The organism is Salmonella sp. SA14318 (assembly GCF_029866905.1).
In the GTDB taxonomy this organism is placed as follows: Bacteria; Pseudomonadota; Gammaproteobacteria; order Enterobacterales; family Enterobacteriaceae; genus Salmonella; species Salmonella enterica.
This window is the reverse complement of the sequence record NZ_CP123282.1, coordinates 4639851-4653729: the sequence shown is the minus strand read 5'-3', so window position 1 is coordinate 4653729 and position 13879 is coordinate 4639851. Positions and strand designations below refer to the sequence as shown.

Annotated in this window: 16 protein-coding genes; 12 read left to right on the top strand and 4 right to left on the bottom strand. The window is 53.9% G+C overall.

The annotated features are described in order from the left end of the window. The first annotated feature begins 295 nt into the window (after window positions 1-295). The 8 genes from ilvL to QEN32_RS22145 all read left to right on the top strand — a co-directional run bounded on the left by ilvL (window position 296) and on the right by QEN32_RS22145 (window position 7751). A complete protein-coding gene (gene ilvL, locus QEN32_RS22180) occupies window positions 296-394 on the top strand; it encodes an ilv operon leader peptide (RefSeq protein ID WP_001311244.1) in 99 nt (32 codons plus the stop codon). An 86-nt stretch (window positions 395-480) separates the two neighbouring features. Further along, window positions 481-531 carry a peptide IlvX gene (gene ilvX / locus QEN32_RS22175; RefSeq protein ID WP_192930503.1) on the top strand — a complete coding sequence of 17 codons (51 nt, stop codon included), beginning with the start codon at window positions 481-483 and terminating at the stop codon, window positions 529-531. Between the two features lie 2 nt (window positions 532-533). Further along, the gene (gene ilvG / locus QEN32_RS22170; RefSeq protein ID WP_001012555.1) at window positions 534-2180 is read left to right on the top strand and encodes an acetolactate synthase 2 catalytic subunit; all 1647 of its coding nucleotides are present in this window, start codon (window positions 534-536) and stop codon (window positions 2178-2180) included. Beyond that, the gene (ilvM, locus tag QEN32_RS22165) at window positions 2177-2440 is read left to right on the top strand and encodes an acetolactate synthase 2 small subunit (RefSeq protein WP_000983260.1); all 264 of its coding nucleotides are present in this window, start codon (window positions 2177-2179) and stop codon (window positions 2438-2440) included. The genes ilvG and ilvM overlap by 4 nt, the downstream gene beginning before the upstream one ends. Window positions 2441-2457: 17 nt before the next feature. Then, complete coding sequence (gene ilvE / locus QEN32_RS22160) at window positions 2458-3387, top strand: branched-chain-amino-acid transaminase (protein WP_000208532.1); 930 nt, start codon at window positions 2458-2460, stop codon at window positions 3385-3387. 159 nt (window positions 3388-3546) lie between these two features. After that, complete coding sequence (ilvD, locus tag QEN32_RS22155; RefSeq protein WP_024797612.1) at window positions 3547-5397, top strand: dihydroxy-acid dehydratase; 1851 nt, start codon at window positions 3547-3549, stop codon at window positions 5395-5397. Between the two features lie 2 nt (window positions 5398-5399). Then, window positions 5400-6944, top strand: coding sequence for a threonine ammonia-lyase, biosynthetic (gene ilvA / locus QEN32_RS22150; protein ID WP_023232432.1), 1545 nt, complete (start codon window positions 5400-5402; stop codon window positions 6942-6944). A gap of 105 nt (window positions 6945-7049) precedes the next feature. Further along, window positions 7050-7751 carry a DUF2461 domain-containing protein gene (locus QEN32_RS22145; protein ID WP_265322406.1) on the top strand — a complete coding sequence of 234 codons (702 nt, stop codon included), beginning with the start codon at window positions 7050-7052 and terminating at the stop codon, window positions 7749-7751. Window positions 7752-7761: 10 nt separating this feature from the next. Here QEN32_RS22145 and QEN32_RS22140 read toward each other — a convergent pair whose 3' ends face one another. The 3 genes from QEN32_RS22140 to ilvY are packed head-to-tail and all read right to left on the bottom strand — an operon-like array spanning window position 7762 to window position 9439. Next, window positions 7762-8136, bottom strand: coding sequence for a hypothetical protein (locus tag QEN32_RS22140; RefSeq protein WP_265323659.1), 375 nt, complete (start codon window positions 8134-8136; stop codon window positions 7762-7764). Between the two features lie 13 nt (window positions 8137-8149). Further along, window positions 8150-8539, bottom strand: a complete 390-nt coding sequence (locus tag QEN32_RS22135; RefSeq protein WP_198081465.1) for a hypothetical protein — start codon at window positions 8537-8539, stop codon at window positions 8150-8152. Between the two features lie 12 nt (window positions 8540-8551). Beyond that, window positions 8552-9439, bottom strand: coding sequence for an HTH-type transcriptional activator IlvY (gene ilvY, locus QEN32_RS22130; RefSeq protein ID WP_001530887.1), 888 nt, complete (start codon window positions 9437-9439; stop codon window positions 8552-8554). A gap of 158 nt (window positions 9440-9597) precedes the next feature. Here ilvY and ilvC point away from each other — a divergent pair, with 158 nt between their 5' ends. Then, entirely contained in the window at window positions 9598-11073 is a 1476-nt protein-coding gene (gene ilvC / locus QEN32_RS22125) for a ketol-acid reductoisomerase (RefSeq protein ID WP_000024946.1), read from the top strand. 91 nt (window positions 11074-11164) lie between these two features. On the opposite strand, the gene ppiC is transcribed toward ilvC, so the two are convergent. After that, on the bottom strand, window positions 11165-11446 hold the full coding sequence (gene ppiC / locus QEN32_RS22120) for a peptidylprolyl isomerase PpiC (protein WP_001062243.1): 282 nt from the start codon (window positions 11444-11446) through the stop codon (window positions 11165-11167). 193 nt (window positions 11447-11639) lie between these two features. Between ppiC and QEN32_RS22115 the strand changes: the two genes are divergently transcribed. Genes QEN32_RS22115 through pnuC form a run of 3 tightly spaced genes read left to right on the top strand, consistent with a single transcriptional unit; the run spans window position 11640 to window position 13841 of the window. Next, the gene (locus QEN32_RS22115; RefSeq protein WP_265322404.1) at window positions 11640-12341 is read left to right on the top strand and encodes a Crp/Fnr family transcriptional regulator; all 702 of its coding nucleotides are present in this window, start codon (window positions 11640-11642) and stop codon (window positions 12339-12341) included. A gap of 28 nt (window positions 12342-12369) precedes the next feature. After that, window positions 12370-13113, top strand: a complete 744-nt coding sequence (locus QEN32_RS22110) for a nucleoside phosphorylase (RefSeq protein ID WP_265322403.1) — start codon at window positions 12370-12372, stop codon at window positions 13111-13113. Continuing rightward, window positions 13113-13841, top strand: a complete 729-nt coding sequence (gene pnuC, locus QEN32_RS22105; protein ID WP_020838007.1) for a nicotinamide riboside transporter PnuC — start codon at window positions 13113-13115, stop codon at window positions 13839-13841. Before QEN32_RS22110 ends, pnuC begins: the two co-directional genes overlap by 1 nt. Window positions 13842-13879: the final 38 nt, after the last annotated feature.

The window sequence follows — 13879 nt, the reverse complement described above, 5'->3', positions numbered from 1 at the left end:
TTTTGTTTTTTAGCGGCTGCTTCCTGAATTTTGGCGTCATTTTCAGGTAAGAAACATCAAACTGGAAGAACGCTCGCAGAAGCGAAAAGAAGGAAAACAGGGTGTAAAGCGCGCCAAAAGGGGGAGGAAAACGTGAAAATTTTTCAGTTGCTAATTTTTCTTATAAAAAACAAAGCACTTTTAGGCATTCACCTGCATTATCTGAAACGTGGTTAAAAAAATATCTTGTGCTATTGGCAAAACCTATGGTAACTCTTTAGGTATTCCTTCGAACAAGATGCAAGAATAGACAAAAATGACAGCCCTTCTACGAGTGATTAGCCTGGTCGTGATTAGCGTGGTGGTGATTATTATCCCACCGTGCGGGGCTGCACTTGGACGAGGAAAGGCTTAGAAATCAAGCCTTAACGAACTAAGACCCCCGCACCGAAAGGTCCGGGGGTTTTTTTTGGCCTGAAAAACTTAAGCGAGGAGCAGAGCGTGAATAACAGCATAAAATTCTGTTTCTCAAGATTTACGACGGGGATGTAACTATGAACGGGGCACAGTGGGTGGTACATGCTTTGCGAGCGCAGGGGGTGAAAACCGTATTTGGTTATCCTGGCGGCGCAATTATGCCGGTTTACGACGCGTTGTATGACGGTGGTGTGGAGCATTTGTTGTGCCGACACGAGCAGGGTGCCGCAATGGCGGCAATCGGTTATGCCCGTTCTACCGGCAAAACCGGTGTTTGTATCGCCACTTCCGGCCCTGGCGCCACTAACCTGATCACTGGCCTGGCGGATGCGTTGTTAGATTCGGTCCCCGTCGTCGCGATCACGGGTCAGGTTTCCGCCCCGTTCATCGGCACTGATGCGTTCCAGGAGGTGGATGTGTTAGGGCTGTCGCTGGCCTGTACCAAACACAGCTTCCTGGTGCAGTCGCTGGCAGAGCTGCCTCGTATCATGGCGGAGGCTTTTGAAGTCGCCAACGCTGGCCGTCCTGGCCCGGTTCTGGTGGATATCCCGAAAGATATCCAGTTGGCCAGCGGTGAGCTGGAACCCTGGTTTACTACCGTTGCTAACGAAGCGACCTTCCCGCAGGCTGATGTTGAACAGGCGCGCCAGATGCTGGAACAGGCGAAAAAACCCATGCTGTACGTCGGCGGTGGTGTTGGTATGGCGCAGGCGGTTCCGGCGCTGCGTAAATTTATCGCGGTAACGCAAATGCCAGTTACCTGCACGCTGAAAGGGCTGGGGGCTGTTGAAGCTGATTATCCGTACTATCTGGGCATGCTGGGAATGCACGGTACTAAAGCGGCTAATTTCGCGGTGCAAGGGTGTGATTTACTGATCGCAGTGGGTGCACGTTTTGATGACCGGGTGACCGGTAAGCTGAATACGTTTGCGCCGAACGCCAGCGTAATCCATATGGATATCGACCCGGCGGAAATGAACAAACTGCGTCAGGCACACGTCGCGTTGCAGGGCGATTTAAATTCGCTGTTGCCGGCATTACAGCAACCGCTGAAGATCGACGCATGGCGTCAGTCCTGTGCAGAGCTGCGCGCAGAACACGCCTGGCGCTATGACCATCCTGGCGAGACTATCTATGCGCCGTTGTTGTTGAAGCAATTGTCGGAACGCAAACCCGCAGACAGCGTGGTGACGACGGATGTGGGGCAGCATCAGATGTGGTCAGCCCAGCATATGACTTACACCCGCCCGGAGAACTTCATCACTTCCAGCGGTCTGGGGACGATGGGATTCGGCTTACCGGCGGCCGTTGGCGCGCAGGTAGCGCGACCGAATGATACCGTTATCTGTATCTCCGGTGACGGCTCCTTCATGATGAATGTTCAGGAGTTGGGCACCGTAAAACGCAAGCAGTTACCGTTGAAGATAGTCTTACTCGACAACCAGCGGTTAGGTATGGTTCGACAATGGCAGCAACTGTTTTTCCAGGAGCGATATAGCGAAACCACCCTGACCGATAACCCCGATTTCCTCATGCTGGCCAGCGCCTTCGGCATTCCAGGCCAGCACATTACTCGTAAAGACCAGGTTGAAGCGGCACTCGACACGATGTTGGCAAGCGAAGGGCCGTACCTGCTTCACGTCTCAATCGACGAACTTGAAAATGTCTGGCCGTTGGTGCCGCCTGGCGCCAGTAACTCTGAAATGCTGGAGAAATTATCATGATGCAACATCAGGTCAATGTATCGGCACGCTTTAATCCAGAAACCTTAGAACGTGTTTTACGCGTGGTGCGCCATCGTGGTTTTCAGGTGTGCTCCATGAATATGGAAGCCGCGACCGATGCGCAGAATATAAATATTGAATTGACCGTTGCCAGTCCCCGGTCGGTCGACTTACTGTTTAGTCAGTTAAGTAAACTGGTAGATGTTGCGCATGTCGCGATCTGCCAGAGCGCTGCCACATCACAACAAATCCGCGCCTGAGCGCAAAAGGAAGAAAAATGACGACGAAAAAAGCTGATTATATTTGGTTCAATGGCGAGATGGTGCGCTGGGAAGACGCGAAGGTTCACGTAATGTCTCACGCGCTGCACTACGGTACGTCGGTATTTGAAGGGATTAGGTGCTACGACTCTCACAAAGGCCCAGTAGTGTTTCGTCATCGTGAACATATGCAGCGCCTGCGCGACTCAGCAAAAATTTATCGTTTTCCGGTTTCCCAGAGTATTGATGAGCTGATGGAAGCCTGCCGCGAAGTGATCCGCAAAAACAACCTGACCAGCGCCTATATCCGTCCGTTGGTATTTGTCGGCGATGTCGGTATGGGCGTTAACCCGCCCCCGGGATACACCACTGACGTCATCATCGCCGCGTTCCCGTGGGGGGCATACCTGGGCGCCGAAGCGCTGGATCAGGGGATCGATGCGATGGTTTCTTCCTGGAATCGCGCTGCGCCGAACACCATTCCAACCGCTGCGAAAGCGGGCGGTAACTACCTCTCCTCACTGCTGGTGGGTAGCGAAGCGCGCCGCCACGGCTATCAGGAAGGCATCGCCCTGGATGTAAACGGCTATATCTCCGAAGGCGCAGGTGAAAACCTGTTTGAGGTAAAAGATGGCGTGCTGTTTACTCCGCCGTTTACCTCTTCCGCGCTGCCAGGCATTACTCGCGATGCGATCATCAAACTGGCGAAAGAGCTGGGTATTGAAGTGCGCGAGCAGGTGCTGTCCCGTGAATCGCTGTATCTGGCCGACGAAGTGTTTATGTCCGGAACCGCGGCAGAAATTACTCCGGTACGCAGCGTTGATGGTATCCAGGTAGGTGAAGGCCGTTGCGGCCCTGTTACCAAGCGTATTCAACAAGCCTTCTTTGGTCTCTTTACTGGAGAAACCGAGGATAAATGGGGCTGGTTGGATCCGGTAAATTCATAATAAATAAAATTAATATTTTCCCAAAATAATTTGCGTCACAGGAAGGCGGCAACGCAGCGAATCCCCAGGACTTACTGTAGTAAGTGACTGGGGTGAGTGAGGCAGCCAACGCACCTGTGGCGTGAAGTATGAAGGGAAAAGATGGGGAGTAAATAAAGCATGCCTAAGTACCGTTCCGCCACCACCACCCATGGTCGTAATATGGCGGGTGCCCGCGCGTTGTGGCGCGCCACCGGAATGACCGACAGTGATTTTGGCAAACCGATTATCGCCGTGGTGAACTCATTCACTCAATTTGTGCCGGGTCACGTTCATCTGCGCGATCTCGGTAAGCTGGTCGCCGAACAGATTGAAGCTTCCGGCGGTGTGGCGAAAGAGTTCAACACTATTGCCGTGGATGACGGGATCGCCATGGGGCACGGGGGTATGCTCTATTCACTGCCGTCGCGCGAGCTGATCGCCGACTCCGTGGAGTACATGGTGAATGCTCACTGCGCTGACGCGATGGTGTGTATCTCTAACTGCGACAAAATCACCCCAGGGATGCTCATGGCCTCGCTGCGCCTGAATATTCCGGTGATCTTTGTTTCCGGCGGACCGATGGAAGCCGGGAAAACCAAACTGTCCGATCAGATCATCAAGCTCGATCTGGTTGATGCCATGATTCAGGGAGCGGACCCGAAAGTCTCTGACGATCAAAGTAACCAGGTGGAGCGCTCCGCCTGTCCAACCTGCGGCTCCTGCTCCGGCATGTTTACCGCTAACTCCATGAATTGCCTGACCGAAGCGCTGGGCCTGTCGCAGCCGGGCAACGGTTCGCTGCTGGCGACCCATGCTGACCGGAAGCAGTTGTTCCTCAATGCCGGTAAGCGGATTGTTGAACTGACTAAACGCTATTACGAGCAGGATGACGAAAGCGCACTGCCACGAAGCATTGCCAACAAGGCGGCGTTTGAGAATGCGATGACGCTGGATATTGCGATGGGCGGTTCGACCAATACCGTTCTGCATCTACTGGCGGCGGCGCAAGAAGCGGAAATCGACTTCACCATGAGTGATATCGACAAGCTGTCCCGCAAGGTGCCGCAGTTGTGTAAAGTGGCGCCAAGTACCCAGAAATACCATATGGAAGACGTTCACCGTGCCGGCGGTGTGCTGGGCATTTTAGGCGAGCTGGATCGCGCCGGGCTGCTGAACCGCAACGTGAAAAACGTATTAGGCCTGACGCTGCCGCAAACGCTGGAACAGTACGACATCACGATTACGCAGGACGAAGCGGTTAAAAAAATGTTCCGTGCTGGCCCTGCCGGTATCCGTACTACCCAGGCGTTCTCGCAGGATTGTCGCTGGGATTCGCTGGATGACGACCGCGCAGCGGGTTGCATCCGCTCGCTGGAATATGCCTATAGCAAAGACGGCGGTCTGGCGGTGCTGTATGGCAACTTCGCCGAAAACGGCTGCATTGTGAAAACCGCAGGCGTGGATGACAGCATCCTTAAATTTACCGGCCCGGCGAAAGTGTATGAAAGCCAGGACGACGCGGTAGAGGCGATTCTCGGCGGCAAAGTAGTGGAAGGCGATGTAGTCGTGATCCGCTACGAAGGGCCGAAAGGCGGGCCGGGAATGCAGGAAATGCTCTATCCGACCAGTTTCCTGAAGTCGATGGGGCTGGGCAAAGCCTGCGCGCTCATCACCGATGGGCGTTTCTCCGGCGGTACTTCGGGTCTTTCCATCGGCCACGTCTCGCCGGAAGCGGCCAGCGGCGGCACTATTGCGTTGATTGAAGATGGCGACACTATTGCGATTGATATCCCAAACCGCAGCATTCAGTTGCAGTTGAGTGAGGCTGAAATCGCCGCACGCCGCGAGGCGCAGGAGGCTCGTGGCGACAAAGCCTGGACGCCTAAAAATCGTCAGCGTCAGGTTTCGTTTGCCCTGCGTGCCTACGCCAGCCTGGCGACCAGCGCCGATAAAGGCGCGGTGCGCGATAAATCGAAATTGGGAGGTTGATGATGGCGGAATCTCAACCACTGTCAGTCGCGCCGGAAGGGGCGGAGTATCTGCGCGCGGTGCTACGCGCGCCAGTATACGAAGCGGCGCAGGTGACGCCGCTGCAAAAAATGGAAAAGCTCTCGTCACGTCTGGATAACGTTATTCTCGTCAAACGCGAAGACCGGCAGCCGGTCCATAGCTTTAAGCTGCGCGGCGCTTACGCGATGATGGCCGGATTGACCGAAGAACAAAAAGCCCACGGCGTGATTACTGCGTCGGCGGGGAACCATGCACAGGGCGTGGCGTTTTCCTCTGCGCGGCTTGGCGTGAAGTCGCTGATCGTCATGCCAAAAGCAACGGCGGATATTAAAGTCGATGCGGTACGCGGTTTTGGCGGCGAAGTGCTGTTGCACGGCGCTAATTTTGATGAAGCGAAAGCGAAAGCTATTGAACTGGCGCAGCAGCAGGGTTTTACCTGGGTGCCGCCGTTTGATCACCCAATGGTGATCGCCGGGCAGGGCACGCTGGCGCTGGAGCTGCTTCAGCAGGATTCGCATCTCGATCGTGTCTTTGTGCCGGTTGGCGGCGGCGGCCTGGCGGCGGGCGTAGCGGTACTGATCAAACAATTGATGCCGCAAATCAAAGTGATTGCCGTCGAAGCGGAGGATTCCGCCTGCCTGAAAGCGGCGTTGGAAGCCGGTCATCCAGTAGATCTCCCGCGCGTTGGGTTATTTGCTGAAGGCGTAGCGGTAAAACGCATCGGCGACGAAACGTTCCGGCTGTGTCAGGAATACCTTGATGATATTGTCACCGTGGATAGCGACGCTATCTGCGCGGCGATGAAAGATCTGTTTGAAGATGTGCGTGCGGTGGCGGAACCGTCCGGCGCGCTGGCGCTGGCGGGGATGAAAAAATATATCGCCCAGCACAATATTCGCGGCGAACGCCTGGCGCACGTCCTTTCCGGCGCCAACGTCAACTTCCACGGCTTGCGCTATGTGTCTGAACGCTGCGAGCTGGGGGAACAGCGCGAAGCGTTACTGGCGGTGACCATTCCGGAAGAAAAGGGGAGCTTTCTCAAATTCTGCCAGTTGCTTGGCGGGCGTATGGTCACCGAATTTAACTACCGTTTTGCCGACGCGAAAAATGCCTGTATTTTTGTCGGCGTACGCGTCAGTCAGGGGCTGGAGGAGCGAAAAGAGATTATCACCCAACTGTGCGACGGCGGTTATAGCGTAGTGGATCTCTCCGACGATGAAATGGCGAAGCTGCATGTGCGCTATATGGTCGGTGGGCGTCCATCCCATCCGCTACAGGAACGCCTCTACAGCTTTGAATTTCCAGAGTCGCCCGGCGCGTTGCTCAAATTCCTGCATACGCTTGGCACGCACTGGAATATTTCGCTATTCCATTACCGCAGCCACGGTACCGATTATGGCCGCGTGCTGGCGGCGTTCGAGTTAGGCGATCATGAGCCGGATTTCGAAACCCGGCTGCATGAGCTGGGCTATGAATGCCATGATGAGAGCAATAACCCGGCGTTCCGGTTCTTTCTGGCTGGGTAGGGATAATGATGACCGGAAGAAATGTCTCCTTCCGGTCATCTGCATAGACAGCGCGCGAGGGAGTGGGATAATAAACTGACAATCGCTATGAGTAAGGGCAAAAAGATGGCTGGACGCTTTCAGGGATTTGCACAAGAAGGGCTCAATTTTCTTCAGCAGGTTTGTATTGAGAACGACAAAGCCTGGTTCGATGAGCACCGCTTTATCTACGAACGAAGCCTTCTGACACCATTCCGCGCGCTGGTGGACGACCTTGCTCCAGCGATGCTGGAAATCGATCCACTGCTGGAAACCCGACCCGCCATCGGTAAAACCCTGTCGCGTATTCACCGTGATACCCGTTTCTCGCACGACAAATCGCTGTACCGCAGCCGGATGTGGCTGACCTTCAAACGTTCGGCGAAAAACTGGACCGATGCGCCAGCCTACTTTTTTGAAATCAGCCCCGATACCCTACGCTATGGGTTGGGTTACTACAGCGCCAGCAAATCTACAATGGATCTGTTTCGCCATACGTTGAGGAAGCGGCCTGATGCGTTTTTACAGGTTGCCGAATGCTGCCGCCCGCCGTTTGAGCTGGTGGGGGAAAGCTATAAGCGGCTGCTGGCAAAAGATCTCGCCCCCGCGATATCCGACTGGTACCAGCGTAAAACGTTTGCCGTGATGGTGACGGATAATGACGTAGAAAAACTGTTCCATGCCGATCTGGTCACGCGGCTGGCCGAGGGTTTCCAACGGTTGGAGCCGCTGTACCAGTGGCTGATGACGGTGGAAACTATGAAGCAGGTGAACCCGGCGGATTTATAAAAGATTGCCGTTATGTATTAACATTTTTCGGGATAAAGTGTATTTCCAGGAATCGCCCTTTACCTACCTGGTGAGGCCCTTCCATTATAACAAATAACTGATTTTCCCTGATCTGGAGATAATGCACATCATTGAATGTGAAAGCCAGGCTAACAATGAAAGGGAAATCAAAAAGTTCAATTTCTCCTTCGACAAAGGTGATGCCCCAATATTCATCCGTGAGGGACGGTATGACAATGTCGGGTCGATACCCTTTTATCGGTAAGAGTTTTCGCTTCGTAGAATCAAATTCTACTTCTGCACGGACATAGTTGCCTGAATTTCCGCCCATAGCAGCATGGGGCTCCTTAAGGATACGCGCAGTCTTACTGTTTTTTGGGAGCATAAGCCGACTCTTGTTATTTCATCACTGTCTCTCGAACGTATTTATCTAATTTGTCCGATTCATAAAATGCCATACACCGCTCCAGCACGTTATTAGCGTCTTTAGCGCTATCGGGGTGGAGCGCCATCGTTAAGCGGTCAAAGCCTTCTGTTTCTTTGGCGACGAATTTAAGGAATGGTTTCCATTTCCCGGCATTATCTAACGCGTAGGTTTTAACTAAAAACGACATATCATGGCCTGGAGCATAAAAAACATCCGGCGGAGTGCGTTTATGATAGTTATCAACAAGGCACTGCTTTAACGCCAGATGCTTTACATCCTGTACGGTAATGCCCGTCGGTTTAGCCTGTACGCTGAAGCATATTGCTACCAGCGCAGATAACAGCATTATTTTTGTGCGCATTTTATTACCTTATCAACCCTGAACAATTTTCCAGAACGCATCAATTAGCGGCTCATGCAGCCGCTTTTTTTGTGCGCACACGCCAAGCTCAAACGGCGTTTTTTCATCGCTGCGTTCTAAAATCATCACCCGGTTGCGCACCGGCTCCGGGCTGTTTTCCAGCACCACTTCCGGCAGCAGCGCCACGCCGCAGCCCAGCGCCACCATTGAGACCATCGCTTCGTGACCGCCGACGGTGGCGTAAATCTGCGGATTGCTGATTTTATGCCGGCGGAACCACAGCTCAATGCGGCGGCGTACCGGCCCCTGATCGGCCATGATAAACGGCACCGTCGACCAGTCGGGCTTATCGACCGAAACCTGATTGCGCACCGGGCAGGGCAGCGCCGGGGCGATCAGCACCACCGCCAGATTTTCCAGCATCGAAAAGGCGACCGCGCCGGGCAGCGTTTCCGGCTTACCGGCAATCGCCAGATCGGCCTCGCCGGTGACCACTTTGTCCATCGCATCGGCGGCGTCGCCGGTGGTGAGCTTAATTTCCACCGAGGGATGTTCGGCGCGAAAACGGTCGAGGATCGGCGGCAGATGACTGTATGCCGCGGTCACTGAACAGAAGATATGGAGTTCGCCGGAAAGGGACGGCCCCTGCTGATCGAGGGTATGGCGCAACTGCTGATATTGCAAAAGCGTCTGTTGGGCAAACACTCGCAGCTCTTCACCGGCTTCGGTCAGCGTGACGGTGCGGTTGTCGCGCACAAACAGCGGCTGGCCGAGATCTTCTTCCAGCCGCTGGATCTGCCGGGAGAGCGTGGAGGGGCTGACGTGCATCGCGCGCGCGCTGCGGCCAAAGTGGCGGCTTTCCGCCAGATGCAGGAAGGTTTTTAGATCGCGTAAATCCACCGATTTCACCTCACGGCTTTATATTGCAGAAATTGCAACGTGATGTTGTGAATATATCAATTTCCGCAATAAATTTCCTGTTGTAATGTGAGTCTATTCTCGCTGAAAAACGAACCGAATAATAAGCACCACAACACAACATCACGGAGTACACCATCATGGCTAACTACTTTAATACACTGAATCTGCGCCAGCAGCTGGCGCAGCTGGGTAAATGCCGCTTTATGGGCCGCGACGAATTCGCCGACGGCGCGAGCTACCTGCAGGGTAAAAAAGTGGTCATCGTCGGCTGTGGCGCTCAGGGCCTGAATCAGGGCCTGAACATGCGTGACTCCGGTCTGGATATTTCCTACGCCCTGCGTAAAGAAGCGATTGCGGAGAAGCGTGCTTCCTGGCGTAAAGCGACCGAAAACGGCTTCAAAGTAGGCACCTACGAAGAGCTGATCCCGCAGGCCGACCTGGTGGTTAACCTGACGCCAGACAAACAGCACTCCGACGTGGTGCGTTCTGTACAGCCGCTGATGAAAGACGGCGCGGCGCTGGGCTACTCCCACGGCTTCAACATTGTGGAAGTGGGCGAGCAGATCCGTAAAGACATCACCGTGGTGATGGTGGCACCGAAGTGTCCGGGCACCGAAGTACGTGAAGAATACAAGCGTGGTTTCGGTGTTCCGACGCTGATCGCGGTACACCCGGAAAACGATCCGCAAGGCGAAGGCATGGCGATTGCTAAAGCCTGGGCTGCGGCCACCGGCGGTCACCGTGCGGGCGTACTGGAATCTTCTTTCGTTGCAGAAGTGAAATCTGACCTGATGGGCGAGCAGACCATCCTGTGCGGTATGCTGCAGGCCGGTTCTCTGCTGTGTTTCGACAAGCTGGTGGCAGAAGGCACCGACCCGGCTTACGCGGAAAAACTGATTCAGTTCGGCTGGGAAACCATCACCGAAGCGTTGAAGCAGGGCGGCATCACCCTGATGATGGACCGTCTGTCTAACCCGGCGAAACTGCGTGCTTACGCGCTGTCCGAACAGCTGAAAGAGATCATGGCGCCGCTGTTCCAGAAACATATGGATGATATCATCTCCGGCGAATTCTCTTCCGGCATGATGGCTGACTGGGCTAACGACGATAAGAAACTGCTGACCTGGCGTGAAGAGACCGGTAAAACCGCGTTCGAAACCGCGCCGCAGTTTGAAGGTAAAATCGGCGAGCAGGAGTACTTCGATAAAGGCGTGCTGATGATCGCGATGGTGAAAGCGGGCGTTGAGCTGGCGTTCGAAACTATGGTCGATTCCGGTATCATCGAAGAATCCGCTTACTACGAATCACTGCACGAACTGCCGCTGATCGCCAACACCATCGCCCGTAAGCGTCTGTATGAAATGAACGTGGTTATCTCCGATACCGCAGAATACGGTAACTACCTGTTCTCTTACGCTTGCGTACCGCTGCTGAAACCGTTTATGGCGGAATTGCAACCGGGCGATCTGGGTAGTGCTATCCCGGAAGGCGCGGTAGACAACGCACAGCTTCGCGACGTGAACGACGCGATTCGTAGTCATGCGATTGAGCAGGTAGGTAAGAAACTGCGCGGCTATATGACGGATATGAAGCGTATTGCGGTAGCGGGTTGATATACCTTGTCGGGTGGCGCTAGCGCTTACCCGACCGACAAAATCAATCAGACGATGTAGGCCGGGTAAGGCGTAGCCGCCACCCGGCTTTTTATTTGCGATACAATACTTTAATGATGTGGTAACCGAACTGGGTATGCAGCGGGCCGGTTGGCTCCAGTACCGGGCAGGAAAAGACTACTTTATCGAATGCCGGAACCATCTGGCCCTGACGAAATTCGCCTAAATGACCGCCTTTTTTACCGGATGGGCAGATAGAATGCTTCTTCGCCAGCTTCTCAAAATCGCCGCCGTTTTTAATTTGCTCCAGAAGATCTAAAGCCAGTTTCTCTTCTTTTACAAGAATATGCAGTGCTGCTGCTATTTTTGCCATTATTGTGTTCTCACGTCGCAAAGATTGGCCGTCACTTTATCACTCCTTAGGCCGTCAGACATATACTCTTCGCCATTACAGGACAGATGTCCCGCCTGATTTAATGAACCGGGAGATAAGCGGCATTTTTAGCGGGCGTATTTCGGATGCGCGGGACGACGGTCCTGTCCTTTCTGACAAGGGGCGAGATACCATGAACATAATGAAAAACGCAGAATTTCCAGACGACTGGCTTTTAGGGCTACGCCAGGTCGTACGCGACCCAGTGCTCTATGAATTACTCAAATACTGCCCGTTGGAAATCATGCAGTGCTGGCGATTTGACGACATTTCCCGTGGCGCGCTTATCTGCCGCCAGGGGGAAATATGCCAGCAATTTTCACTCATCGTGGCCGGCGAAGTGGATGTTTTTTACGAAGCTGAAGATGGACGCCGTTACCGGCAGGCGCGTTATGGCAAAGGAGACATGCTGGGCGAGCTAGAGATATTTGAGTCGCGGCATTACATCTGTTCTGTCGTCGCCGTCGGCAATGTACAGCTACTCAGCCTGCCGCAAGCGCATTTTTGCCGCTGGCTGACGCTGGATAACCACTTTAACCAGCGAATGCTGCGGTTTTTCAGCCAACAGTATTACCAGTTGTCGAAAAAGGCCAGTAGCGACAATTTGTACTCGCTGCATCAGCGCGTATGCCAGGCATTATGGCTGCGTTATCAACAATATGAATCAACCACTATTTTGCTTGATAAGCAGAATCTTGGTCAGGAATTTGCGGCGACGACGCGCAGTATCAACCGGATACTGCACGATCTGAAATCGCTGAACATTATCGATACCGACAGTGAGCGGATCATTTTACTGGCTCCTGAAAAACTCAAACAGGAGGCGGAAATCTGAACCTCTCAGAACAATAAGGAGACGGGAGATGCAACCCCATATTCGGCTTAACACAAGCATGACCCGCGCGAAATATGCGCTTTTGCCCGGCGATCCCGGGCGGGTGGATAGAATCGCCCGTTTTCTTGATAAGGCTGAGATTCTGGGGCAAAACCGGGAGTTTCGCGCGGCGCGCGGTTGGTACCAGGGGGTTGAAATAGTCGTGCTCTCCACGGGAATCGGCGGACCGTCAACCGCTATCGCCATTGAGGAGTTACGCCAGGTTGGCGTCAACACGCTAATCCGTATCGGTAGTTGCGGCGCGTTGCAGGACTCGCTGGCGTTAGGCGATGTGATCATCGCTCACGGCGCGGTGGCTGACGACGGCGCCAGCAAAACCTATGCGCCCGCCAGTTATCCGGCCTGTGCGGACCCGTATCTTACCGCCACGCTGATACAGCAGGCGAAACAGATGAACATCTCTGCCGTTTGCGGGCTGGTGCGCAGCCATGACAGTTTTTATACCGATCGCGAAGCTGAACTGGATGCCGAATGGTCGGCCAGGGGAGTTCTCGGCGCGGATATGGAAACCGCCGCGCTGATGGTGGTGGGGGCGTTACGAGGGCTGCGTACCGCGTCGTTGCTAAACGTGGTCGTCGCGCATAGTGGTTGTCTGGAGAGCAGCATTAACCATTATGTTCAGCAGGAAACCTTGTGCCAGCAAGGTGAAGAGCACCAAATTTCTCTGGCGCTTCAGGCCATTTATTTCGATAGTTTGCAAGGAGAGCAATGATGGACTTTTTCAGCATTAACAATGTAATGGTCAACATTCCTCTCGGCGAGGGTGGGTATGCGCTGTCGTGGATTGAGGCTATCGGCACCGTCTTTGGCTTATTGTGCATCTGGTGCGCCAGCCGGGAAAAAATCGTTAATTACCTGTTTGGTTTGATTAACGTCACTCTATTTGCCGCCATCTTTTTTCAGATTCAACTGTATGCCAGCTTGCTACTTCAGGTGTTTTTCTTTGCGGCGAATATTTACGGCTGGTACGCATGGAGCCGGCAGAATGACGCCCGGGAAGCCGCTCTGAAAGTACGCTGGCTTTCTCGTCAACAAACATGGAGGTTGGGGGGCGTATGTATTATCGCCATTCTGCTGATGACGTGGTTTATCGATCCGGTCTTCGCTATGTTGACCCGCGTTATGCTCGCTCTGCTGCAAACGGTAGGTATGCAGGTGGCGATGCCTGAACTCCAGCCGGACGCGTTCCCGTTCTGGGATTCCACCATGCTGGTGTTGTCGATTGCGGCGATGGTGCTGATGACCCGCAAGTACGTGGAAAACTGGCTGCTGTGGGTGATTATTGATGTAATTAGCGTCGTGATCTATGCAGTACAGGGCGTTTATGCGATGTCGCTTGAGTATGTTCTGCTGACGGCGATCGCGCTAATGGGTTCTTACAGTTGGATCAAGAGCGCACAGCGTAATGGCTATACGCCGCTTGCCGCCAGAGCCTGCTGATTGACCTTTTCCAGGCTGCCTGAAAAAGCAGCCTGGTC

Coding starts and splice junctions, on each gene's coding strand:
- ilvL (WP_001311244.1), top strand. CDS start 296: ATGACAGCCCTTCTACGAGTGATTAGCCTGGTCGTGATTAGCGTGGTG.
- ilvG (WP_001012555.1), top strand. CDS start 534: ATGAACGGGGCACAGTGGGTGGTACATGCTTTGCGAGCGCAGGGGGTG.
- ilvM (WP_000983260.1), top strand. CDS start 2,177: ATGATGCAACATCAGGTCAATGTATCGGCACGCTTTAATCCAGAAACC.
- ilvE (WP_000208532.1), top strand. CDS start 2,458: ATGACGACGAAAAAAGCTGATTATATTTGGTTCAATGGCGAGATGGTG.
- ilvD (WP_024797612.1), top strand. CDS start 3,547: ATGCCTAAGTACCGTTCCGCCACCACCACCCATGGTCGTAATATGGCG.
- ilvA (WP_023232432.1), top strand. CDS start 5,400: ATGGCGGAATCTCAACCACTGTCAGTCGCGCCGGAAGGGGCGGAGTAT.
- QEN32_RS22145 (WP_265322406.1), top strand. CDS start 7,050: ATGGCTGGACGCTTTCAGGGATTTGCACAAGAAGGGCTCAATTTTCTT.
- QEN32_RS22140 (WP_265323659.1), bottom strand. CDS start 8,136: ATGCTCCCAAAAAACAGTAAGACTGCGCGTATCCTTAAGGAGCCCCAT.
- QEN32_RS22135 (WP_198081465.1), bottom strand. CDS start 8,539: ATGCGCACAAAAATAATGCTGTTATCTGCGCTGGTAGCAATATGCTTC.
- ilvC (WP_000024946.1), top strand. CDS start 9,598: ATGGCTAACTACTTTAATACACTGAATCTGCGCCAGCAGCTGGCGCAG.
- ppiC (WP_001062243.1), bottom strand. CDS start 11,446: ATGGCAAAAATAGCAGCAGCACTGCATATTCTTGTAAAAGAAGAGAAA.
- QEN32_RS22115 (WP_265322404.1), top strand. CDS start 11,640: ATGAACATAATGAAAAACGCAGAATTTCCAGACGACTGGCTTTTAGGG.
- QEN32_RS22110 (WP_265322403.1), top strand. CDS start 12,370: ATGCAACCCCATATTCGGCTTAACACAAGCATGACCCGCGCGAAATAT.
- pnuC (WP_020838007.1), top strand. CDS start 13,113: ATGGACTTTTTCAGCATTAACAATGTAATGGTCAACATTCCTCTCGGC.